General features: G+C 51.6%; 19 protein-coding genes. 11 read left to right on the plus strand and 8 right to left on the minus strand.

The annotated features are described in order from the left end of the window. Positions 1 to 96 precede the first annotated feature (96 nt). Together DB847_RS02475 and rarD are read left to right on the plus strand one after the other, a co-directional pair. Positions 97 to 930 (plus strand): SWIM zinc finger family protein, encoded by an 834-nt coding sequence (locus tag DB847_RS02475; RefSeq protein WP_108649293.1) that lies wholly within the window; start codon positions 97 to 99, stop codon positions 928 to 930. Positions 931 to 1110: 180 nt separating this feature from the next. Next, complete coding sequence (rarD, locus tag DB847_RS02480) at positions 1111 to 1998, plus strand: EamA family transporter RarD (RefSeq protein WP_199911691.1); 888 nt, start codon at positions 1111 to 1113, stop codon at positions 1996 to 1998. A gap of 29 nt (positions 1999 to 2027) precedes the next feature. Here rarD and DB847_RS02485 read toward each other — a convergent pair whose 3' ends face one another. Further along, positions 2028 to 3035, minus strand: coding sequence for a Gfo/Idh/MocA family protein (locus tag DB847_RS02485; RefSeq protein WP_108649294.1), 1008 nt, complete (start codon positions 3033 to 3035; stop codon positions 2028 to 2030). Positions 3036 to 3299: 264 nt separating this feature from the next. Here DB847_RS02485 and DB847_RS02490 point away from each other — a divergent pair, with 264 nt between their 5' ends. Then, positions 3300 to 4214, plus strand: coding sequence for a bifunctional helix-turn-helix transcriptional regulator/GNAT family N-acetyltransferase (locus tag DB847_RS02490; RefSeq protein WP_108649295.1), 915 nt, complete (start codon positions 3300 to 3302; stop codon positions 4212 to 4214). 1135 nt (positions 4215 to 5349) lie between these two features. On the opposite strand, the gene DB847_RS02495 is transcribed toward DB847_RS02490, so the two are convergent. Both DB847_RS02495 and DB847_RS02500 read right to left on the minus strand, forming a co-directional pair. Next, on the minus strand, positions 5350 to 5583 hold the full coding sequence (locus DB847_RS02495; RefSeq protein ID WP_108649296.1) for a SlyX family protein: 234 nt from the start codon (positions 5581 to 5583) through the stop codon (positions 5350 to 5352). 8 nt (positions 5584 to 5591) lie between these two features. Beyond that, on the minus strand, positions 5592 to 6575 hold the full coding sequence (locus tag DB847_RS02500) for a WD40 repeat domain-containing protein (RefSeq protein WP_108652891.1): 984 nt from the start codon (positions 6573 to 6575) through the stop codon (positions 5592 to 5594). A gap of 102 nt (positions 6576 to 6677) precedes the next feature. On the opposite strand from DB847_RS02500, the gene fkpA reads away from it, so the two are divergent. After that, complete coding sequence (fkpA, locus tag DB847_RS02505) at positions 6678 to 7499, plus strand: FKBP-type peptidyl-prolyl cis-trans isomerase (protein ID WP_108649297.1); 822 nt, start codon at positions 6678 to 6680, stop codon at positions 7497 to 7499. A 138-nt stretch (positions 7500 to 7637) separates the two neighbouring features. Here the strand turns inward: fkpA and DB847_RS02510 are convergent, their stop codons facing one another. The 4 genes from DB847_RS02510 to aspA all read right to left on the minus strand — a co-directional run bounded on the left by DB847_RS02510 (position 7638) and on the right by aspA (position 11897). Continuing rightward, complete coding sequence (locus tag DB847_RS02510; RefSeq protein ID WP_108649298.1) at positions 7638 to 8561, minus strand: sensor domain-containing diguanylate cyclase; 924 nt, start codon at positions 8559 to 8561, stop codon at positions 7638 to 7640. Between the two features lie 60 nt (positions 8562 to 8621). Beyond that, positions 8622 to 8954, minus strand: a complete 333-nt coding sequence (gene cutA / locus DB847_RS02515) for a divalent-cation tolerance protein CutA (RefSeq protein WP_108649299.1) — start codon at positions 8952 to 8954, stop codon at positions 8622 to 8624. Positions 8955 to 9000: 46 nt separating this feature from the next. Further along, positions 9001 to 10302 (minus strand): anaerobic C4-dicarboxylate transporter, encoded by a 1302-nt coding sequence (locus DB847_RS02520; RefSeq protein WP_108652892.1) that lies wholly within the window; start codon positions 10300 to 10302, stop codon positions 9001 to 9003. Positions 10303 to 10448: 146 nt separating this feature from the next. Next, positions 10449 to 11897, minus strand: a complete 1449-nt coding sequence (aspA, locus tag DB847_RS02525) for an aspartate ammonia-lyase (RefSeq protein WP_108649300.1) — start codon at positions 11895 to 11897, stop codon at positions 10449 to 10451. A 458-nt stretch (positions 11898 to 12355) separates the two neighbouring features. Here aspA and DB847_RS02530 point away from each other — a divergent pair, with 458 nt between their 5' ends. Together DB847_RS02530 and DB847_RS02535 are read left to right on the plus strand one after the other, a co-directional pair. Next, positions 12356 to 12829 carry an FxsA family protein gene (locus DB847_RS02530; protein WP_159084343.1) on the plus strand — a complete coding sequence of 158 codons (474 nt, stop codon included), beginning with the start codon at positions 12356 to 12358 and terminating at the stop codon, positions 12827 to 12829. A gap of 336 nt (positions 12830 to 13165) precedes the next feature. After that, positions 13166 to 13624, plus strand: coding sequence for a hypothetical protein (locus DB847_RS02535; RefSeq protein WP_108649302.1), 459 nt, complete (start codon positions 13166 to 13168; stop codon positions 13622 to 13624). An 86-nt stretch (positions 13625 to 13710) separates the two neighbouring features. Here the strand turns inward: DB847_RS02535 and DB847_RS02540 are convergent, their stop codons facing one another. Next, positions 13711 to 15063, minus strand: coding sequence for an MATE family efflux transporter (locus DB847_RS02540; RefSeq protein ID WP_108649303.1), 1353 nt, complete (start codon positions 15061 to 15063; stop codon positions 13711 to 13713). A gap of 225 nt (positions 15064 to 15288) precedes the next feature. On the opposite strand from DB847_RS02540, the gene DB847_RS02545 reads away from it, so the two are divergent. The 5 genes from DB847_RS02545 to DB847_RS02570 all read left to right on the plus strand — a co-directional run bounded on the left by DB847_RS02545 (position 15289) and on the right by DB847_RS02570 (position 22488). Then, a complete protein-coding gene (locus tag DB847_RS02545) occupies positions 15289 to 15582 on the plus strand; it encodes a co-chaperone GroES (RefSeq protein ID WP_108649304.1) in 294 nt (97 codons plus the stop codon). A gap of 30 nt (positions 15583 to 15612) precedes the next feature. Continuing rightward, entirely contained in the window at positions 15613 to 17259 is a 1647-nt protein-coding gene (gene groL / locus DB847_RS02550; protein WP_108649305.1) for a chaperonin GroEL, read from the plus strand. Between the two features lie 1049 nt (positions 17260 to 18308). Continuing rightward, positions 18309 to 19553, plus strand: coding sequence for a group II intron reverse transcriptase/maturase (ltrA, locus tag DB847_RS02560; RefSeq protein ID WP_234418493.1), 1245 nt, complete (start codon positions 18309 to 18311; stop codon positions 19551 to 19553). Further along, the gene (locus tag DB847_RS25310) at positions 19537 to 19962 is read left to right on the plus strand and encodes an HNH endonuclease signature motif containing protein (protein WP_234418494.1); all 426 of its coding nucleotides are present in this window, start codon (positions 19537 to 19539) and stop codon (positions 19960 to 19962) included. The genes ltrA and DB847_RS25310 overlap by 17 nt, the downstream gene beginning before the upstream one ends. Before the next feature lie 1068 nt (positions 19963 to 21030). Then, on the plus strand, positions 21031 to 22488 hold the full coding sequence (locus DB847_RS02570; protein WP_108649308.1) for a DASS family sodium-coupled anion symporter: 1458 nt from the start codon (positions 21031 to 21033) through the stop codon (positions 22486 to 22488). Positions 22489 to 22503: the final 15 nt, after the last annotated feature.

Raw genomic sequence — 22503 nt, forward strand, 5'->3', positions numbered from 1 at the left:
TGGATATGTGAATGCAGCTAACCCCATTAATGGCGGGTAGGCTAGTCAACCGGTTTTTACTTATAACGATGGCCATGTGAGAGTTAGTGAAAGAAGATGATCAAGCTGAATGAGGTAACAAAGAGATGGTTGAAGGCCTTTGCAGGTGAGAAGATTTATCTGCGGGGTGAAAAATATTTTCAATCCGGGATGGTGCTAATCAATGTATACCAATCTGAGATACCGAGATTGGATGCAGAGGTCAGCGGAAGTTACGGGAACTATGAAGTTTCTATTGAGGAACAAAATGGCAATCTTCACGCTGATTGTGATTGTCCTTATGATGGATACCCGTGTAAGCATGTGGTTGCAGTACTGCTCGATTTTCTTGAGAGGAAAGCGGAATATACCCAGAGTTCAGAAGAAACAAGAGGCTTTTTAAGTGATCTCAAGAGAAAGCTAAAGCAATACAGCAACGAGCAGTTGATTGACATTATAATCAGTGCTGCGAAGCAGAATCCTGAGTTTAGAAAAGAGTTGGCAATCGTTATTGAGCCTGAGAATGAAGCGATCTTGGGATTGCTCCAGAGGCAGCTTAATTACATCAATTTGGATGATATTGATGACGACTTTTCATCTGAGCTAGAAAAAATAAGGGAGCTCAAAAAGATACTCAGTTCAGCTGAAGGGGCTTGTGGCAAGACCAAGGTGATCATTAACTGGGAGGTGGCAGATAAGATCTTAAACTTCCTGAATTCGTATGGGATAGCAGATGAGCGCTGGGAAGGGCTGGCTATTCAAGCGTTCGATACTCTTGCGCTATCTATTTCACAAAACAAAGATCTCGATGCAATGCGTCAAGAGGTGATCGGCAAGCTTGGTGAGTATCTTGAGTGGGGAAACTGTGGAATGGAGGATTGGATTTTGGAGCTAATCGATAAGCTCAGTTGATAAAAAATACCTATGGCTAAATACTTAGAAACTTTCAGATATGAATAATCCAGGGCTTTTGTCACTGAGTCAAATGTTCAAAATATCTACAACCATCTGATCACTATCCTATATACTGCCGTGGGGGGACCTCCTATTAAACCCCAGTTAATATAAGGATTTATGCGGCAGGCTTTGATTATGAATGAACAGACCCGGCTCGGGATCATCTATGCGATTGCTGGCTATGTACTATGGGGCTTAGCTCCCATCTACTACAAGATCATCAGTGAAATATCTCCCCTTGAGATCCTGTCGAATCGGGTGATCTGGTCGTTTGTGCTGCTGGTGATTATCGTAGTGTTGACCCGGCAGGGGCGGCAGATCCTTGAGGTTCTGATGGATACCAGGCGGTTATTGCTGACGGCTGGCTCTGCATTGCTTTTGGGGGTGAACTGGCTGATCTTTATCTGGGCAATCAATAATGGTCACATGCTCGAAAGCAGCCTGGGTTATTACATCAACCCCCTGTTTAGCGTGGTACTTGGAGTCCTTTTTTTTCATGAACGCTTGCACCCCTGGCAGGCTGCGGCCGTCATCCTTGCCTTTGTCGGGGTGATGATACAGGTGGTGAGCCTTGGTGAGATCCCCTGGGTGTCACTGGGCCTTGCTTTCACATTTGGCATCTATGGTTTGTTGCGTAAATCACTGAAACTTGGTGCTGTGACCGGGCTTTTGTTTGAAACGGCGATCATGCTGCCGATTGCGCTTGTTTACCTTAAGTTTATCGACCCCAGCCATACCTCGAACTTTCTGCACAATAGCTCAGATCTTAACTTGCTGTTGATGGCGGCTGGTGTCATCACAGTCTTGCCGCTACTCGGTTTTACCGCCGCTGCGACCCGTCTTGATCTCTCATTGCTTGGGTTCTTTCAGTACCTGTCTCCGACCATAGTGTTCTTCCTGGCGATCACTTTTTACGGAGAGCAGATCAACCCGACCAAGATGGTGACCTTCTCTCTTATCTGGTTGGCCCTGGTGATCTTTAGTATTGGCGGGGTTAAAAAAGCCAGGCTACAGCACGTGTGAGCTTCTTACTTCGGAGCTCGCTTGTATTGTTATGATCGGTTTGGATACACAAGGTGTGAGAAACCATGGGCCTTAAGGCTGCTCTCAATCAGAGATAGTACCTGCTGGCTTGTCTGTGCCGGTAGCCAGGATGATTGGTTTTTCCCGTCTGAGATTAACCCTGATAGATGTTCTATCTCATATTGGAATCCACCACCACAGGCCTCTGGCTCGATTTCAAAAGTCTCATCAAGGTGGGTCACGGTGATTTTTTTCGGATTCCACCACTTGTCATGGATCACAATGTGCAGGTTTTCCCCCTGGAGGGTTGCTTCACGTCTAAGGTCCCGGGTAATGGAGGCTGACAGCGTCCCCTGTACCGGGCCATCGAACGTGAAGGATACTGTCTCATCGACCTGGGAGCCTGGATTATCAATCCAACATTCAAACCGCGGGAGCTGGGGTTGAACCTGCATCAGCTTGCAGATATCACAATAGAGCCACAGAGGGTAAATGCCCACATCCAGGGTTGCACCACCCGATAGACGGTGATTGAAGATTGGAAGTTTGTCATCAAAAGCGTGGTAATTACCAAAGGCGGCTTCTATTCGATTGATCTTAAGCTTTTTCTCCTGGAGCCATGAACGAAGCTGACGATAGGCAGGAAATGCCATGCTCTTCATCGCCTCGACAAGGAGAACCCCTTGTTTTTTGGCCAATTCTGACATGGTCAGCCAGTCTTTGTGATTGGTGAAGGCTGGTTTTTCGACCAGAACATGCTTGCCATGGTTTAAGAAAAGCTCAACGAGTGGCTGGTGAAAGGGGTGGATGGTTGCGACATATACGATATCGATATCTGGATCCCGGGCCATTTCGATATAGGAGGCATAAGCACGCTGGCACTGATTGCGGTTTGCAAACTCAGCGGAGCGTTGCATATCCCGGGAAGCAACAGCCTTTAGTTCTGCGCTGGGACTATGCAGGATTAAGTCATTGGCAAATCGTTGTGCAATCTTTCCAAGACCTGCGATACCCCAGCTTATCTTGTGGTTCGACATGTTTTTGTACTTCTCTGAGAATAACTTTTTGTGGACGTCAGCATGCTACTGACTTTTGAGACTTGAGTCGCATTACTGGAACCAGAATTGTGACCCTGGTCTCTGGCCAGTGAGCTTTTTGGTAAAGGAGCGCCTCCGGGCTGGATAACGGGTTTTATCAAGGCCGTCAGGAAGCATCCCCATCATGGTTAGAGATGATAAGTGGTTGTGCAGTGCAACTATTGTGTTATTTTGTTGCTAATCGCAACTAAATTGGGAGTGGCTATGGATTCTCGTCTTTTAAGATCTCTTTCCCGTACCCTGGTCCGTGAACTGGGAATGCTATCCAGGCAGTGTGGTTCCCTGGAGCTTTCACCTGTTGAGGCTCACCTGCTGCTTGAGCTTGAAGAGGGACCACTGGTCAATCAGCAGCTTGCCGAGCGACTCAAGGTGGATAAATCAAATACCAGTCGACCCTTGAACCGTTTGAGTCAGAGAGGACTGGTGGCTTTGCAGACCAACCCTCTGGATGGTCGTAGCAAACAAGCAGTTTTGACCCCGGAGGGGCAGGCCCTTGTAAAGCTGTTGCACCATGAGATGGATACAGATATGGATGAGGTGCTGGCTCAGCTTAGCGCAGCAGAGCAGAGTGAGCTTGCAACTGGTTTGGGTCACTATCTTAAGGGACTTAAACTCGCATCTCGCCAGAAAGGCTACCGGATCCGCGCTATCTGTGAACAGGATAACCCGGCAATCGCCAAAGTTATCCGGGCTGTCTCTGCAGAGTATGGACTAACGGCTGATAGGGGGTACGGGGTGTCCGATCCCAACCTGGATTGCCTGTATCAGAGCTACCAGGGGGAGGGGAGTCGCTACTGGGTGATTGAAAATTCTAAGGGAGAGATTTTGGGAGGAGCAGGGATAGCTCCCCTGTCCGGTGAAGCTGGTAAGATTTGCGAATTGCAGAAAATGTATTTTATGCCTGAGCTGCGAGGTCTTGGCCTTGCGCGCCGCCTGGTATTAGAGGCTCTGGATTATGCCTTAAAGAGTGGATACCAAAGCTGTTATCTGGAAACCACCTCCTGCCTTAAGGAGGCCACGGCTCTATATGAAAAGCTGGGTTTTGAGCATCTCGACGGACCTCTTGGCGATACAGGACATAGTGATTGTGAGATCTGCATGATTCGCTCCCTGGACTAGAGTATTTGTGCCTGTGGCACATTTGCCGCTGCCGAGCGGCGGCGGGAAAAGGCCGTTCTCAGGCGTCCTGCCTTCCACGGCATTAATACATCCTGTATGACAGGATATGCTTGTCCAATACCCTCTTCACTCCCAAGGACACCCCGGTATTTGCTTCATCCTCATATTTCAAGTTCGCAAAAGTACAGACAAACAGCCCGCATACCTTCCATGAGATGCCTTCCCAGTTTGGCATCCTGCCTCTCGTTTCGTTACTTCGGAAGTAACTTCACCCCTATACTGATAGCCTTTTCGCTGCATCCTTGCCACTCACCCTTTGCTCCTACTTGAAACCCTCGGCGCAAATAAACGGGGCCCTACTCCCCCGTGAGCGAGCGCAGAGGTGAGCCGTAGAGGATTCAGGTCGAATCACATGGATGTGATGAGAGCTTAGCCGTAACAAGGATGTTGCGTCTAAGCGGTGCCTTAATCATCAGGAGAGCCGAGGGTTAAGTGAGATCTGGGGCGCGAGGGGATTGCAAAGGGGAAAAGCGTTTGCCCCTTTGCTTACTGTCGGGCGACCCCGACTTCAATGCAGCGCAGCTGCAACCCGCGGTGTGCAGCACAATACATCTAGTTGATTTGATCTGAGGTCAGCGAATTTGTGCCGAAGGCACAATTGCCCGGCCGCGGACAGCGGGAAGAAGGTATTGCTTGTCCAATACCCTCTTCACTCCCAAGGACACCCCGGTATTTGCCGTTTCCTCATGATTCATAAGATTCACTAACGGACAGACAGAACATCCCTGTTCTGGCTACCCTTCAACCACATCCATGTGATTGATACGCTCATCAACAATGAATCACTCGGCGGCAAATAAACGGGGCCCTACTCCCCCGTGAGCGAGTGCTGAGGCGAGCCGCAGAGGATTCAGGTCGAATCACATGGATGTGATGAGAGCTTAGCCGTAACAAGGATGTTGCGTCTAAGCGGTGCCTTAATCATCAGGAGAGCCGAGGTTTAAGTGAGATCTGGGGCGCGAGGGGATTGCAAAGGGGAAAAGCGTTTGCCCCTTTGCTCGCTGTCAGGCGACCCCGACATCAATGCCGCGCAGCTGCAATCAGCCGTGCGCAGCACAAGTAAGGCATTCTGCCATCAATAATGTGGTGGCGGGGTCTCTTCGCTCTGGGAGGCTATTTGGCTGACCTGGGTCTCTTTCATCTTGTTGACCAGGTATTGCATCTGGATCTTGAGCTTTTCGGTTTCCTGCTGCTGGGTATGCAGCTCCTGGTTGAGCTGCTGCAGGCTATCCTCCTGAAAGGCGAGCTGGGTCTCCAGTTGCTCAATTCTCTGCTCCAGTTGGGTGATCTGCTCGCTGGTTTGGCTCATCTTCTCTCTCACTTGATCTTCCAGGTCTCCGCCAGGCCACTGGAGCTGATACTTACCAGCGTCCGGGTCTGTGGCTTATAGGCGACCGAATATACCACAGCCCCGTCGGGACGGGTGCTTTTTCCCGGGGTGACCATCCAGCTTTGTTGGCGCTTCCCGCTCTTTAGATCCCAGAGTGTCATGTTACGCGAGGGGGATCCCGTCAACAGCCAGCGATCCTGATTGGCAAAACGGATCGCACTGTAGATCTGTTGGCGGCTGATATAGTGCAATCGGCTATGCTCCTTGCCTGTCTTGAGATTCCAGATGATCGATTGGCGCTTGCTACCAGCGGTAAAGGCGAATTTTCCCTTGGGATCGAGTTTGACCATGCTGACTCGGCTGGCATGATTAAAGCGCCAGATCACCTGGGCGGTTCGGGTGTCCCACAGGTAGGCACTGTAGTCGTTCCCTCCGGTCAGGGCATAGCGGCCATTGGCACTGAGATCCACGCTGTTGATCTGCTCGGTGTGCGCCAGAAACTTGAGGCGTCGTCCGGTATCCACATCCAGGTGCTCCACCTTGCCATCGGTACGCCCGATCAATACATAGCGACCGCTGGAGGAGATGGCGATGTCGCGAATCGTTGATTCTGGCTCGGAGTAGAATCCTGCGGCCTTACCGGTTTTGACGTTCCAGATCACAAAATCACTGCGGGTTGCAGTGACCACATGGGAACCATTGGGGGAAAAGCGGGTCACAAACACATTGTTGTTGTCTTTTCCGCGATGGCTCCAGCGATACAGGAGCTGATTGCGGTAGAGATCCCACAGCATCAGGCCGTGATGGATCGATGAGATCACCGCATATTGGCCATTGATGCTGAGATCGGCGGCGTAGGCACCGTGAGGAGCCAGGGTCTGACGGGTAACCGGGGTACTACTGTCGGTGCATGCCGCCAGTAGGAAAGCAATCGATAGTGCCTGGGCAGGAATATTTTTTGGTATTTTCATTTGAATGTTTTTGCGCATCCCCTCTTAGGCGTTAGTATAGATAAGTTTTACAGCCCTCAGTTGCGGAGGCTGAACAGAAGATAAGGAAGGTTGGAGATACTTATGAAAAAAATGATTCAGATCTCTTTGCTGGCGGCAGCTGTGGCAGTTTCTGTCAGTGCCTGTCAGAAGAAAGAGGAGACTCAATCTGCGGCAGCACCTGCAGCTACGGCAACTCAGCAGCAGGGTACGCTGAAGACATTTGAACAAAAATCTGCTTATGCTATCGGTTTCTCTATGGGCCGTTATATCGGTAACACCCTGGAGCAACAGCAGAAGCTTGGGATCAAGCTGGATAATACCGTGCTGCTCGATGGCGTGAAGGATGCCCTGAACAAGCAAGGTAAGCTGGATGACAAGGCGTTGCAGGAAGTTCTCAAGCAGTATGATCAGAAGATCGGAACCCTGGCCAAGGAAAAGGCAGAGACTGAAGCGAAGGATAACCTGGCTAAGGGTGAAGCCTTCCTCAAGAAAAATGCAACCGAAGATGGCGTAAAAGTGACCAAGTCTGGCCTTGAGTACAAGGTGATCAAGCTGGGTAATGGTCCTAAGCCAACCAAAGATGATGTGGTAAAGGTTGATTACACCGGAACCCTGATCGATGGCACCAAGTTTGATAGCTCTGTCGATCGTGGCGAGCCTGCAACCTTCCCTCTGGGTCAGGTGATCCCTGGCTGGACCGAAGGCCTGCAGCTGATGCCGGTTGGTTCTGAGTTCAAATTCTTTATCCCGGCTAAGCTGGCCTATGGCGAGCACAATGCCGGAATGATCCCACCGAACTCAGTGCTGATCTTTGATGTGAAGCTGCACGAGATCGTCAAAGAGAAAAAAGCTACTGGCAAAGAGCAGGCTAAGCCTGCCAAAGAGGTCAAAAAAGCTAGCTAATGCAGCTTGCTTTCAAGCCAGAAAAACCGCCTGTTCGGGCGGTTTTTTTATGCCTTTTAGCCAGAACAAGAAGCTGGTTTCCAGATTACCAGGGTAAGGCGCAATCCTTGATATGGGGTTCTGTAAAACAGAAACGTCCTATAATCCGGCGGCTTCGGTGCTGATGGTTACCTGGTTTCTTCCTTTCTGCTTGCTGTTGAGCATGGCGTGGCTGACCCGCAACAAAATTGACTCTGCTGATTCATTCACCTGGGTGATACTGCCGCCTATGGATGCCGTCAGTGAGCGAGTCTCGTCCTCAATATGCAGACGGCTTTTCTGGATCAGGGCGCAGATCTGCTCGGCAATTTGGGTCAATGTCATGCTATCGCAGTCGGGCAGCAGGCAGAGGAACTGACTTTCAGACCAGCGGCCAACCGTATCAAAGGGGCGGCAGCAACCGCACAGGGTATGGCTGATGGTGCGTAGTGCCAGCTCGGCATTTTCGCTCCCATAACTGTTTTTGAATTTATCGAAGTGATCCAGATCGATAAGCAGCACGGCGAAGGGAACTGAGGTGTGGATAAAGCTGGTCAGCATCCCCTGGAGCTCAGCCTGCAGGTGGGTGCGCTGGGGAAGGCCGGTTGCGATATCCAGCAGCTCAAGATGCCTGAGGGTCTGGTAGCGTTTTTGCGGGCTCTGAGTCGCGGAGACCTCACTAAAGAGCTCGATGCCCCCGATGATCTCTCCCTTATCGTCGCGCAGAGGTGTGGTTCTCACCTGCACGGCCACCCGGTGGCCCCGTTTATGATGAAGAAAAACCTCGGCCTGCCTCGATTCCTCGTCAAGCATGCTGGCCGCCAGCGGGCACTTTTCAAGACAGAGCTGGCAACCGCTCGCATCCACATGGACCAGAATATTATCCTGGCAGCGGTGCCCCACTACTTCCTGTGCACTAAAGCCTGTGATCTGTTCCGCAGCCCGGTTCCAGTAGGTGATTCGGCGATCCCTGTCTACAAAATAGAGACCGTCATAGAGCTGGTCCAGGATGCTCCTTAGGTGATGATCGCGCTCCCAATCCATGGTGACGCCCTGTATCCATTCCTTTGTAAGCTTAAGTATAACCAATCAATTTAAGGATTATCACTCAGGCTCTGGCTGGCAACTTTGGATCAGCCATTCCCGGTAATCTTTGGAGCAGGCCGAAATCTCAGTTGCGATAATCTCCGGAACATCATAGCTGTGAAGGGAGAGGATCGCCGCCTCAACCCTGGCAAAGTTCTGCTGGGTACTTTTGATCTGCAGCAGCACTTCCGGCTCAGACTCAACCTGTTGCTGCCAGCGGTACACAGAGAGCACCGGACTGCTGATGGTGGCACATCCTGCCAGACGTTGTTCAATCAGCGCGCTGGCAATTGTCTGTGCCTCCTGAACGTCTTTGCAGCTGCAGTGGATCAGTATGATGGTTTGGCTCATGGTTACACCTCCCTGTGTTGCTGTTTGTTGTCTGCCGTGACAAAAATCAGAGTACCACCGGCCCCAGCAAGAAGCCAAAGAACACGGCTAAGGCTATGGTCAGGGTGCCTGGTATCAGGAAGGGGTGATTGAACACCCAGCGGCCGATCCGGGTCGACCCCGTATCATCCATCTCGGTTGCAGCCAGCAAGGTGGGGTAGGTTGGCAGAATAAACAGGGCGCTGACCGCACAAAATGAGGCGATCGCTGCCACCGGGCTGACTCCCAGCATCAGGGCCGCCGGCATCAGAGCCTGGGTGGTCGCGGCCTGGGAGTAGAGCAGGGTGGAAGCAAAGAACAGGATCACCGCCAGCAGCCAGGCATGCATATGCAGCAGCTCGCCGGAGAACTCCTTGATCTCCAGAATGTGGTTGGAAATCAGGGTATCTCCCAGCCAGGCCACACCCAGCACGCAGACACAGGCGCTCATGCCGCTGCGGAAGGTGCTGGCTTCTGTGATGAGTGGCGCTTCCAGCTTACACAAGAAGGTGATGAGGGTGGCGGCCGATAACATGAAGATCATGATCGCTTCGTTGCGCGGCATCGGTGGATGCTTAATCAGTCCAACCATGTCGGAGATAGAGGTTGCGTAGATGACCACGGCTACGATCGCCAGCAGGAAGATCAGCACCGAGCGCTTGGCATGGGGCTTGATCTTAATTTCGGACATCTTTTTATAGGTCACCAACCCCTCGGCTAAGCGCTGCTGATAGACAGGGTCTTTCTCCAGAGGCTTACCCAGGAAGTTACAGACAAAGGCGGCGCACATGCAGGCGGCGAAGGTGGTGGGGATGGCGATCATCAGCAGTTGCAGATAATCGACCCCCATCGGCTTGAGCAGGCCACTGAAGATCACCACAGCCGCCGATATTGGAGATGCGGTGATCGCGATCTGGGACGCGATGACGGCGATACTCAGTGGGCGGGAGGGGCGGATCTTCTGCTCTTTGGCCACTTCTACAATCACCGGTAGGGTTGAGTAGGCGGTGTGGCCGGTCCCGGCCAGCAGGGTCATCACATAGGTGACACAGGGGGCAAGGAAGGTGATCCAGCGAGGGTGTTTTCGCAGAATATGTTCGGCCAGTTTCACCAGGTAGTCCATGCCGCCTGCGGTTTGCATCGCGGCAATGGCTCCGATCACTGACATGATAATCAGGATCACATCGACCGGAATTGAACCGGGTTTAAGGCCCATGACGAAGGTGAGGATCAGTACCCCGAGCCCCCCGGCAAAGCCTATACCTATGCTTCCCAAGCGGGCCCCAAGAAATATGGCGAACAGAACAATGACAAATTCCAGACCAAACATCATCTATTACTCCTGGCGATATCAATAATTTCGGTCGTAGTGGCTTCTTGTGGAAGGAGTTGGTGTAGGTTTGTCCGCTGTGTCCTTTCAGCAAGAGGTTGAAGGATAAAGAAAGGGCGCCATCGGCGCCCTGTTACAGATCAATTTTAAGCGGTTGTCTGCGCAGCCTTGCCATAGCGCTTGGCTTTGTACTCAGGGTGCTTGAGGTTCTCTACCGCAAAGATCTCATTGAGCTGTTGCTCGGTGAGAAGGCCTCGCTCCAGCACGACTTCACGCACGCTCTTGCCGGTGGAAGCACAGATCTTGCCGACAATGTCTCCCTCATGGTGACCGATAAACGGATTGAGGAAGGTCACAATGCCAATGGAGTTAAAGACAAAGCCTTCACAGATCTCACGGTTGGCGGTGATGCCGCGAACACACTTCTCATCCAGGGCGATACAGGCTTTCTCCATCAGGTGAATCGACTCAAATAGGCTCTGACCGATCACCGGCTCCATGACGTTCAGTTGCAACTGACCCGCCTCAGCGGCCATGGTGATAGTGATATCGTTACCAACCACCTTGAAGGAGGCCTGGTTTACCACCTCGGGGATCACAGGGTTGACCTTGGCTGGCATGATGGAGGAGCCAGCCTGCAGCTCAGGCAGGTTGATCTCATTGAGTCCACAGCGAGGGCCGGAAGAGAGCAGGCGCAGATCGTTACAGATCTTAGAGAGCTTCACCGCCAGACGCTTGAAGGCACCGGAGAGCATAACGTAGGCGCCACAGTCTGAGGTGGCTTCAATCAGATCTTCTGCCGGTGTATAAGCCTGTCCGGTGATCTCAGCCAGCTTCTGAATGGCCAGTGCTGAGTACTCTTTTGGCGTGTTGATGCCGGTACCGATCGCGGTGGCACCCAGGTTTACTTCCAGCAGCAACTCCTGGCAACGCTTGATGCTCTTGATCTCCTCTTTAAGAGTGACGGCATAAGCATGGAACTCCTGGCCCAGGGTCATGGGAACCGCATCCTGCAGCTGGGTACGCCCCATCTTCAGGATGTCATCAAATTCACGGGATTTTGTATCAAAGGCATCGACCAGGCGCTCAATGGCCAGCAGCGCGGTTTCGACACTGTTGTAGACTGCGACCCGGAATCCGGTTGGGTAGGCATCGTTGGTTGACTGACACTTGTTCACATGATCATTCGGGTTGATGACCTCATAGTCACCTTTTTCCTTACCCATCAGTTCCAGAGCCAGGTTGGCCAGCACCTCATTGGTATTCATATTTACCGAAGTTCCGGCGCCGCCCTGGAACAGATCAACCGGGAACTGATCGAAGCACTTACCTGTCTCCAGCATGGTGTCGCACGCCTTGACGATCATCTCGGCGACGCTCGGATCTATGGTACCCAGCTCGCCATTAGCCAGAGCTGCGGCTTTCTTGGTCAGGACCATGCCTCGTACGAATTCAGGAACATCGGATATTTTGCCGGAGCTGATGTGGAAGTTTTCCACGGCTCTTAAGGTGTGAACACCATAGTAGGCATTGGCTGGAATTTCTTTGGTACCCAGGAGATCTTCTTCTGTACGAGTGCGTGCTGTGTCAGACATGATTACTACCGCCTTAATAAGATCAAAATCGACGCTATGAATGAGCTGTTTTAGAAAAATCGCATGTTGCCAGTTTTCAGCGCCGGATAAAAGAGATTTGTTTGATTTTTGAACTGTTTGACTCAGGGTCTTAATTCGGGAGCCATTCTAACCGGTGTCGCTTCGGAAAAAATCAGAGTTGGATCACTAAAAATGAACAAAAGATTTGTCGAGTGTTATTTATTTGATTTTTATTCGATTTATCCTTGGCTCACAGCCTATTTGTGTGAGCCAGATCCCGACCAGAGCTAATTCGGATGATGTTATATCCCGGGGAAAGGGTTGAAAAACATGCGCAGGAAACCCAGATCTGAACACTCAGAGAGCTATCTGTGTCAAAAGCGACTTGGAATATGAAGGTTCCTCCGGGAGCAGGGAGTTGTTTCGAAGTCGCCTCGAAAGGCACCTAAGAGAGTATTGTGAAAAAATTTTCAGTGATTGTCTGGCTCGGCGTGCTGGCCGAGTTGTTTGTACTGGTTGCCGTGGGCTCTGTGATTGGCCCCCTGGCAACCATAGTGTTGGTGGTATTGACCTCAATGTTGGGTGCTTCCCTGCTCAAGGGAAACGGCCTTAAGAATATTCGTCAGGCTCAGCAACAGATGTCGGAGCAGATCCCTGCGCCGGGGACCATGTTCCAGGGACTCTCCCATGGTGTAGCCGGATTTTTACTGTTACTCCCGGGCTTTATCTCCGATCTGATTGGATTGTTGCTGCTATTACCCTTGGTGCAACGAGTGCTGATCCGTCTGGTGCTGGGGCGTTTGGTGCCTGGCGCTGCGATGTGGGGGAGTGACTTGAACCGTGGCAGGGCGGCAAACGCGACCGATGAGCAGGCAGTTCAGCAGGGGGATGTGTTTGAAGGTGAATTTGAGCGCCAGGACAAAGAGCGTTAGTGTAGCGAACCCTTTAGCTTTCATCCGGATAAGGCTGATAATTTTAAACGCTCTACTCTGAAAGAACCGGCTCTGACATCTTTATGGTGAGCTGCCGTGAGTCCCCTCACTGGGTACGCTTCGCTCTATTCCAGTGCAAAGAGCAGCCAAAAGCCAATCACCGACAAAAAGATCCCGATGAGGGTCACGAAGTTGAACATGGCAGTGGTCTTTTTTACAACAGGGTAACTCACAGTGTAGTCGTTTTATGTTGCGACCAGGGGCCATTATCCGGAACGGCATTGCAACTAGTTGTTTGGCCGTCTTTTTTAAAGAGTTAAGTTCAATGAGGAGTTCATGAGTTACACCAGCGATGAGCAGGATAGCAGGGTACTGCAGCGTATCAGAGCCTGTGTGAAAAAGGTGGTGTATTCGACGAAACGCCATCTCATAGATGAAGCAAGCAAGGCTGTGATTCGCAACCAGGGGATGTCCCCCGGCGATCTTGGAGTGAAGCGCACCCTGATCGACAGCCGCAAACGGATGGTCAGGTTATTTGAGGCCAAACTGCTACAGCTTGAGGTCACCCTGAATAGCTCACGAATGCTGTTTATTCTCAGGCTTGAGGATGCGCCCGATTTTTGTGACCGGGTGCTGCGGGTCTGCCCCATGGCTGATATTTTTGCGCTGGATCAGATCATCGGCTCCGGTCGCCAGATGGAGATCGCTGTGGAAGGATTTTGGCCGCAAGTGATCGATTTTTACGCCGATCAGCTTTGGGGAGCGATCCAATCCTATAACAAAGAGCAGGAGTGACTCTGCTGCCAACCATGGCTTTAATGCTCAATCTCCCGCAGAGTCACGCCCTAGAGTTAACCCACTATTCACATCCCAATTTTGATTTAGCCTCGCAAAAAACCCCGGGGGAAGCTGCGGGCGCTAAAGTGCAGGGCGATGGCTCCGCTGCACAGGCTGGCGGCCAGCAGGCCGCAGAAGATCCCCGTGGTTCCGGCGAGCTGACTTCCAAGCCAGGCAAAAGGCACCACAAAAACAAACAACCGCATTCCGTTAAATAGCAGTGAGGCGACAGGCGCCTGCAGGCCATTGAGGGCAGATGCCAGTAGCATCAGGCAGCCCTGCATCCCGTATCCCAGGGGCACAATCCGCAGATAGAGGGTAATCAGCTCCTCAACCCTGGGATGACTGCTAAATGCCATCGCCACCCAGGGACTGATGACAAAGATAATCCCATATAGCAGTAGTCCCGAAAGAATGGAGAAGCGGATCGAAACAAACAGCGCCGTGCGACTGCGTTGATGCTGGGCCGCCCCGGTATTTTGCGCAACAAAGGGGGCCAGCACTGAGCACAGAGCCATGATGACGATCAGCAGCAGGCTCTCAACCCTCGATGCTGCGCCATAGGCTGCCACCACTTCGGTCCCGAAGCGGGCAAAGATCATCATCAAAATGGCGTTGGCAAAGGGGGTGAGCAGGTTGGTTAAAGAAGCGGGCAGGGCGATACGCAAAATGCGTCGCCAGTTATCAACAAGCTCACGCAGCGAGGCCACTTCAAATACCAGCAGCTTCTCTCGCTGGCGCAGGATATACAGGCTTACCACCAGGGCTATTAGCCAGGAGAGTGCCGAGGCGATGACGGCGCCTTGGATCCCGAGTTGCGGAAAGGGTCCCAACCCAAAGATCAGCAGGGGGTCGACCACTCCATTGACCAGGCCGGCGACCGTCATCACGATTGCCGGGGTACGGGTATCTCCGGTGGCGCGGATCGCTGCATTGCCCAGCATGGGAATCGCCAAAAGAGGCAGGGCGGTAAACCAGATCACCATATAACTTCGGATCAGCGGCAGCAGAGACTCCGGAGCTCCCAGCAAACGAAACAGCGGGTTCATCCACAGGTGACACAGGTTTGCAAGGATAAGGATAGACACCAGCCCAAGCAGAATACCGTGACTGGCGAGCTTGGCAGCCAGGTGACGATCACCCTCACCCAGGGTGTGTGCCAGCACAGAGCTCAGACCGACGCCAAGTCCCATCAAAATCGAACTCAGCATGAAGGTGACCGGAAAGGTGAAACTGACCGCCGCCAGGGCCTGGGTGCCGAGCAGGCCTATAAAAAAGGTGTCAACCAGGTTAAAGGTAAGAATCGCAATAATCCCCAGGGCCATGGGGGCACCCATTCGGGTCAGGGTTTGCGGGATCGGATCACTGAGGAGTGAATGGGGATTGGAGCTTGGCATGGCTCATTCTAGCATGCGATTTTTTACTCTGTCTAAATCCGAAATAGGCCGGGTTGGTGATGCCGATCCCATCGGTTTAAAAAAAAATTCGCTGCATCCCTTGAAGTGATTGAATGCGTCCCCATCTAGTTGAGACTGGCGTTGACAATATGGTCAAGCTGTTTGAACTGATGCGGCATAGACGCCGCAAAATCGTGTGACAAAACTCATTTAGGGGAGTTATCGATGAATATTCGTCCATTACACGACCGTGTGATCGTTAAGCGCATTGAAACTGAAGCCAAGTCTGCTGGTGGCATCGTGCTGACCGGTTCTGCGGCCGAGAAGTCTACCCGCGGTGAAATTCTGGCTATCGGTCAGGGTCGCGTGCTGGATAACGGTGAAGTGAAGCCACTGGCTGTTAAGGTTGGTGACACTGTTATCTTCAACGAAGGTTTTGGTGTGAAGACTGAGAAGCTGGATGGCTCTGAGGTTCTGATCATGTCCGAGTCTGACATCCTGGCGATTGTTGAACAGTAATTTGCTTTAGATAATTAAGGATTAATAGAAATGGCTGCAAAAGACGTTAAATTCGGCATTGATGCTCGCGCGAAGATGGCTGAGGGTGTAAACCTGCTGGCTGACGCGGTTAAAGTAACTCTGGGCCCTAAGGGTCGTAACGTAGTTCTGGACAAATCTTTCGGTGCTCCGACCATCACTAAAGATGGTGTTTCTGTAGCGCGTGAAATCGAGCTGGAAGACAAGTTCCAGAACATGGGCGCTCAGATGGTTAAGGAAGTTGCTTCCCAGGCCAATGACGCTGCGGGTGACGGTACTACTACTGCGACCGTTCTGGCTCAGGCTATCGTGAACGAAGGTCTGAAGGCTGTTGCTGCGGGCATGAACCCAATGGATCTTAAGCGCGGTATCGACAAGGCTGTCGGTGTTGCGGTTGAAGAGCTGCGCACTCAATCTACTCCTTGTACCGACACCAAGGCGATCGCTCAGGTTGGTACCATCTCTGCAAACTCTGACGAGACCGTTGGTCAGCTGATCGCTGACGCGATGGAAAAAGTAGGCCGTGACGGTGTTATCACTGTTGAAGAGGGCCAGGCTCTGCAGGACGAGCTGGATGTTGTTGAAGGTATGCAGTTCGACCGCGGTTACCTGTCTCCTTACTTCGTAAACAAGCAGGAGAACGGTACTGTTGAGCTGGATGACCCATTCATCCTGCTGGTAGACAAGAAAGTTTCTAACATCCGTGAGCTGCTGCCAGTTCTGGAAGGTGTTGCTAAGGCTTCTAAGCCGCTGATGATCATCGCTGAAGATGTTGAAGGCGAAGCGCTGGCAACTCTGGTTGTGAACAACATGCGTGGCATCGTGAAGGTTGCTGCGGTTAAGGCACCTGGTTTCGGTGACCGCCGTAAGGCAATGCTGCAGGATATCGCGACCCTGACTGCGGGTACCGTGATCTCTGAAGAGATCGGCATGGAGCTGGAGAAGACCTCTCTGGAAGATCTGGGCCGTGCTAAGCGTATCGTGATCAGCAAAGAAAACACCACCATCATCGACGGTGTGGGTGAAGCGGCTGCTATCGAAGGGCGTGTGGGTCAAATCCGCCAGCAGATCGAAGAGTCTACCTCTGACTACGACCAGGAGAAACTGCAAGAGCGCGTAGCCAAGCTGGCTGGCGGTGTTGCCGTGATCAAGGTTGGTGCAGCAACTGAAGTTGAGATGAAAGAGAAGAAGGCTCGTGTTGAAGACGCGCTGCACTCTACTCGCGCTGCGGTAGAAGAAGGTGTAGTTGCCGGTGGTGGTGTTGCGCTGATCCGCGCAGCGGCTAAGCTGGGCACTCTGAGCGCAGACAACGAAGATCAGAACGTGGGTATCCGTATCGCACTGCGTGCGATGGAAGCACCTCTGCGCCAGATCGTACAGAACACGGGTGAAGAGCCATCTGTTGTTGCTAACAACGTTCGCGAAGGCGAGGGTAACTATGGTTACAACGCTTCTACCGAGCAGTATGGCGACATGCTGGAGATGGGTATCCTGGATCCAACCAAGGTTACTCGTTCTGCTCTGCAGTACGCAGCTTCTGTTGCTGGTCTGATGATCACCACCGAGTGTATGGTGACAGACCTGCCTAAGGAAGATAAAGCAGCTATGCCAGATATGGGTGGCATGGGCGGTATGGGCGGCATGGGCGGCATGATGTAGTGCGACGAGAGTCGCGTAGGTAGCTAGCCGAGCGGGCTACGTCCACAGTGGTCATTAACTCATAGGGTTTGACCACTGCCCTTCCCGCCGAAATAGCAATTGATAAACCCGATATTCGGGCTTAAACTCAAGCCCGAATATCGGTCCTCGTACGAGGTCCGATGTTTAGGTATGGGCGAAAGCCTGTATCCCTCGCTTTAAGCGAATGATACACGTTGAAACAGCGCTAATAGTGTCTGTGAGGTAACGGGGATATTCGTGTCTTATTTAAGCTTGAGCCACCTACACGGTGCGAAGCTGTTTTCATTATTGTCTTAGCCAATTAGTTACTCGGACGGGTAGGTAATTGGATAGTAAGACCTATTGTTCAGCCAATAGTAGCCTAGGGATAGTGCATCTACGGTAACGTGATGTGCGGAGCTTCCTGACAATGTACCCCCGCGTATGCGGTTGTCTGTTACCGTGAGGTGATAGGCAGGCATGCAGCCAATAGTAGGCTGTAGAGGGGCTAGGCTGGGTTATATGGTTAACGCAAGTGAACTGCTGTTAAACACCGTCAGCCGCGACGAGCGTAACGCTATTGTCGTCTTCTTCACTGATCTTGACGTCGGTGGGTGGACTAACGCTCTGACCAAAAGGTATATGGCCGGTTATTCCCCTTACATCTGGGAATACGCTGACTCTTGTGCCATCGGTGGATAGGCAGAACCTAAGTAACTCATGTAATGGAAACGGAACTCGGTAACCCCGTATCTTTGCCATTTTGGCAGGTAACCCGCGAGGGAAACTGTTGAGGATGCGGGAATAGGAGAGCAGAAGAAGCAAATGCTGCCTTGTAATGAGGTGGATAAGGGGACAATGTTCCTCTGCCGGAAACGGAGCTGACGTCTGCTTGGTCTTTAATCGCGTGAAAGCGTGTAAAGCCGTCGGGAAATGTGCGCTCAGTAACATGAGTCACACTTACAAAACGATCCCATGTGGGGCAGGAATAGCCCCATATGGGGATATCTATTCTCTGTCTTCCGGGATCACTTCTGGAGGATAGCAAGATGAGTGTTTGTTTATCGACACCTGCATTCTCACACCCAGCCACAAGTTGGCATACGATCGACTGGAACAACTGTCATCGGAGGGTGCGAGGGCTACAGGTACGAATCGCGAAAGCAACGAAGAATCAGCAATGGCGGCAGGTCAAAAGATTGCAGCGCATGTTGGTTCGCTCGTTTTCAGCCAAGGCTTTGGCTGTAAGACGAGTAACTGAGAACCGTGGTCGCAAGACTGCGGGTGTTGACGGTGAAACTTGGGATACCCCGGAAACTAAATGGAGTGCTGTTATCCGATTAAGACGGCAAGGCTACAAGCCAAAACCGTTACGTAGAGTCTACATTCCGAAAGCGAATGGCAAACGTCGTCCGCTTGGGATACCGACCATGTTTGACAGGGCTATGCAGGCTTTGTATCTGATGGCCCTGGATCCTGTTTCGGAGACAACCGCGGATCGTAACTCCTATGGTTTTCGCCCTCAGCGATCTACTGCTGATGCGATTGAGCAGATTTTTGTCAATCTCAGTCGCAAGAATTCGGCTCAGTGGATACTTGAAGGTGATATTAAGGGGTGTTTTGATCACATCAGCCATGACTGGATTACGGCAAATGTTCCGTTGGACAGATGCATAGTTAGGAAATGGCTGAAGGCAGGATATATGGAATCCAGCCAGTGGAATCCAACAGAGGCGGGAACTCCTCAGGGAGGTATTATCTCGCCAGTGTTGGCCAACATGGCTCTTGATGGTCTGGATACGGTGCTTGAATCTCATTTTGGGAAGAAAAACACTAAAGCCAGTTACAAGACTAAGGTCAATTACGTCAGATATGCGGATGACTTTGTCATTACCGGTATTTCTCGGGAGTTGTTGGAGCAGGAAGTTAAGCCAATTGTTCAGCGCTTTATGGCTGAGCGAGGGCTGACACTTTCAGCTGAGAAAACACTGATAACTCATGTATCTGATGGGTTTGATTTTCTTGGGCAGAACATCAGAAAGTACAATGGCAAGCTGTTGATTAAGCCTGCTAAATTGAACTTGAAGGTGTTCTTAGCCAAGATCAAGGCATTGATTAAAGGTCACAAGACGGTGCCCGCATGGAAGCTGATTGAGATGCTTAACCCGGTTATTCGGGGCTGGGCTAACTATCACCGACATGTAGTATCGAAAGAAACCTTTAGTTATGTGGATTACCGCATCTGGAAGATGCTGTGGCAATGGTGTCGACGGCGGCATGCAAAATCGCCATAAGCGCTGGATCCGTGGAAAATACTTCAAAAGCGTGGGGATGCGCAGTTGGGTATTTTCTGGAATTTATCCCAGTGGTAAGGCGGCACAATTGCTATATGCTTCGGATACGCCAATCAAGCGGCATACCAAGATCAAAGGGGAAGCTAATCCTTATGATCCCTCATTCGAGCAGTATTTTGAAAAACGGTTGGAATATGTTTGGAGAAATTCAGCACAAGGGAATAAGAAATTAGTGGATCTTTGGTATCGACAGCTGAAACGCTGTCCCATGTGTAAGCAGTTTATTACGCTCGAAAGCCGGTGGGATATCCACCATATTTTTGAGCGGCACAAGGGAGGGAATAGCAAGCTGAAGAACTTGGTGTTACTGCACCCAAATTGTCATCGTCAATTACATTCATTGACGTAAGTCATTGAAATACATACTCAGGAAGTATATAAAGAGGACGAGTTTATCAAGCTCAGCGTCACTCTGATAAAGTGGCTGAAGGGCCGATAGAAGCAATGAAGGTAACCGGGTGGTGACTAGCCCACTGTAAAAACGCGCTAGGTGTTTGGCGGAACGTTAAACCGTTAATCGAACAAGTCTCGGCTTGTCCGTCGTGTGGAGACACGATAATCACTGCGCTGCAGCTGCAAGCAGTCTAATCCTGCAGTATCGGTTAGTTGGATTTGTAGATAGAGGTCTGTGGAATTGAGTTATTCTAGATCACTCAGTTCAACCGCTTAGGCTGAAGCGGTATACAAATGCCAGGTTAAAATCTGGGCGCCCAGATCTTATTGAAGGCTTACGCCATGAAATTCGATCTGAAAATAACAGTGAACATTGATTTAGCGAAATTGATTATAGCGGCTACAACATGCATATCCGTTTTGCATAAATTAGGTTTTCTGTAACAAAGTCCGGGTCTGCTTGAAGGCCCGGCAACCTCTTTATAGTTGTTGGTCCATATAACCATATGGGCTTATAAAGGCTTGAGCCGTATGCGGGGAAACTCGCACGTACGGTTCTTAGGGGGCGGTGGCGCAGAGATGCGCTGCTGCTACCCGACATCATCCCCCCGCTACCTATAGCGAGCTGACAACACCCGCCTTGTGCGGGTGTTGTTGTATTTGGGGCCTGGTCAGTGGCTGCTGTCGACCTCAGATTATCTATATCCATACTCCAATCCATTTCTTTAAGAGTTGCCATCTTTTTCGCAGCGCCTCAGAGCTCACTTTGCATCGTCAGGATTCGTCCTGAATCCACTCCCACATAACACTCTATTCACTTACCTCAACTCTCTGGCACGATCTTCATGTTAAAAATCCCCGCATTGATCATGGATTCTTGTGGGGCTCATCCGATAATCTGTTAACTCATTGTTTGTGTAAAAACTCAGCGGGTGAAGTGCGCTAATCCAGAGAGTCCAGGCTCGCAGCATTCACTAGCCGGAACCAAGAGGGATTTTATGAGTATTTATGTTGGGAGGGGCGGATGAGCCAGACCCCGAAGAGGAGCGGTGCCAAGTTGCTGCCGTTGACGATAATCGTGATTGTTGCTGCAATCTTTTGGTATCAGACCCCGCCCGAGGGGTTACAGGTGGCGGCCTGGCATACGGCGATCGTGTTTGTAGGCACCATAGTGGCGATAGTGGCCAACGTGATGCCGGTCGGGGCGGTGGGTCTTTTGGGGATCACCGTCTTTGCCCTGACTCATGCCGGCGGTGAAGCGACCGGCAAAGAGGCGATTGTCGATGCCCTGAGTGATATCAATAACTATCTCATCTGGCTCATCGTCGTTGCCTTTTTGATCGCCCGGGGCTTTATCAAGACCGGCCTTGGCAGGAGGATCGCTCTGCTGCTGACCCGAGTGTTGGGCAAGCGTACCCTGGGCCTTGCCTATGGGTTGGCGTTGGCGGATCTCATCCTGGCGCCGGCGATGCCGAGCAATACCGCCCGCTGTGGTGGGGTGATCTATCCGGTGGCGGACTCCCTGGCTCGCAGTTTTGATTCAAAGCCTGGCGATGGCACGGCTAAGAAGATAGGCACCTTTCTCATCTGCTGCATCGGCAATGTGAACGATATTACCGCCGCCATGTTCCTGACCGCCTATACGGGGAACCTGCTGGCAGCCAAGCTGGCGGCCGATGCCGGGATTTCTCTTGGCTGGGGTTACTGGTTTATGGCAGCTGTGGTGCCCTGCCTGGTGGCGCTATTGCTGATTCCGCTGGTGGTCTATTTTCTGACGAAACCTGAGATCAAGCGCACTCCGGATGCCCCTCGTTTAGCCAAACAACAGCTCGCCGAGATGGGGCGGATGAGCCGCAATGAGTGGATCATGTTGGGAGTCTTTTTGCTGCTGCTGGTGCTGTGGATCTTCGGTGGCCAGTTTGGCATTCACAGCACGGAGGCGGCCTTTATCGGCTTGTGTGTGCTGCTGATTACCGGCGTTTTAGACTGGGATGATGTGAAATCGGAAAAGGGCGCCTGGGATACCCTGATCTGGTTTGCGGCGCTTTTGATGATGGCCAACATGCTCAAGCAGCTTGGTTTTACCGCCTGGTTTGGTGGTCAGGTGGGCGGCATGGTGCAGAGCTATTTTGGCGGCATGAGCTGGGTGGTGGTGCTGGCGGTGTTGGTGTGTGTCTATTTCTATACCCATTACTTCTTCGCCAGTGGCACCGCCCAGGTGGCGGCTCTGTATTCGGTGTTTTTATCGGTTGGGATCCAGCTTGGGGTGCCGGCGGTGGTGATGGCGATGATGCTGGCTTCGGCCAGTAGCCTCTACTGCTCATTGACCCAATATACCCACGCCCGGGGGCCAATTTTGTTTGGTTCCGGCTATATCAGCACCGGTACCTGGTGGAGTGTCGGCTTGGTGGTGAGCATCATCAACCAGCTGATTTTCCTGAGTGTTGGCTTGTTGTGGTGGAAGCTGATCGGGCTTTATTAATCATCCTCTCGAATA

Source organism: Dongshaea marina (assembly GCF_003072645.1).
GTDB lineage: Bacteria > Pseudomonadota > Gammaproteobacteria > Enterobacterales > Aeromonadaceae > Dongshaea > Dongshaea marina.

Excerpts from the sequence above, each read along its gene's own strand:
- DB847_RS02475 (WP_108649293.1), top strand. The coding sequence starts at position 97 with ATGATCAAGCTGAATGAGGTAACAAAGAGATGGTTGAAGGCCTTTGCA.
- rarD (WP_199911691.1), top strand. The coding sequence starts at position 1,111 with ATGAATGAACAGACCCGGCTCGGGATCATCTATGCGATTGCTGGCTAT.
- DB847_RS02485 (WP_108649294.1), bottom strand. The coding sequence starts at position 3,035 with ATGTCGAACCACAAGATAAGCTGGGGTATCGCAGGTCTTGGAAAGATT.
- DB847_RS02490 (WP_108649295.1), top strand. The coding sequence starts at position 3,300 with ATGGATTCTCGTCTTTTAAGATCTCTTTCCCGTACCCTGGTCCGTGAA.
- DB847_RS02495 (WP_108649296.1), bottom strand. The coding sequence starts at position 5,583 with ATGAGCCAAACCAGCGAGCAGATCACCCAACTGGAGCAGAGAATTGAG.
- DB847_RS02500 (WP_108652891.1), bottom strand. The coding sequence starts at position 6,575 with ATGAAAATACCAAAAAATATTCCTGCCCAGGCACTATCGATTGCTTTC.
- fkpA (WP_108649297.1), top strand. The coding sequence starts at position 6,678 with ATGAAAAAAATGATTCAGATCTCTTTGCTGGCGGCAGCTGTGGCAGTT.
- DB847_RS02510 (WP_108649298.1), bottom strand. The coding sequence starts at position 8,561 with ATGGATTGGGAGCGCGATCATCACCTAAGGAGCATCCTGGACCAGCTC.
- cutA (WP_108649299.1), bottom strand. The coding sequence starts at position 8,954 with ATGAGCCAAACCATCATACTGATCCACTGCAGCTGCAAAGACGTTCAG.
- DB847_RS02520 (WP_108652892.1), bottom strand. The coding sequence starts at position 10,302 with ATGTTTGGTCTGGAATTTGTCATTGTTCTGTTCGCCATATTTCTTGGG.
- aspA (WP_108649300.1), bottom strand. The coding sequence starts at position 11,897 with ATGTCTGACACAGCACGCACTCGTACAGAAGAAGATCTCCTGGGTACC.
- DB847_RS02535 (WP_108649302.1), top strand. The coding sequence starts at position 13,166 with ATGAGTTACACCAGCGATGAGCAGGATAGCAGGGTACTGCAGCGTATC.
- DB847_RS02540 (WP_108649303.1), bottom strand. The coding sequence starts at position 15,063 with ATGCCAAGCTCCAATCCCCATTCACTCCTCAGTGATCCGATCCCGCAA.
- DB847_RS02545 (WP_108649304.1), top strand. The coding sequence starts at position 15,289 with ATGAATATTCGTCCATTACACGACCGTGTGATCGTTAAGCGCATTGAA.
- groL (WP_108649305.1), top strand. The coding sequence starts at position 15,613 with ATGGCTGCAAAAGACGTTAAATTCGGCATTGATGCTCGCGCGAAGATG.
- ltrA (WP_234418493.1), top strand. The coding sequence starts at position 18,309 with ATGAGTGTTTGTTTATCGACACCTGCATTCTCACACCCAGCCACAAGT.
- DB847_RS25310 (WP_234418494.1), top strand. The coding sequence starts at position 19,537 with ATGCAAAATCGCCATAAGCGCTGGATCCGTGGAAAATACTTCAAAAGC.
- DB847_RS02570 (WP_108649308.1), top strand. The coding sequence starts at position 21,031 with ATGAGCCAGACCCCGAAGAGGAGCGGTGCCAAGTTGCTGCCGTTGACG.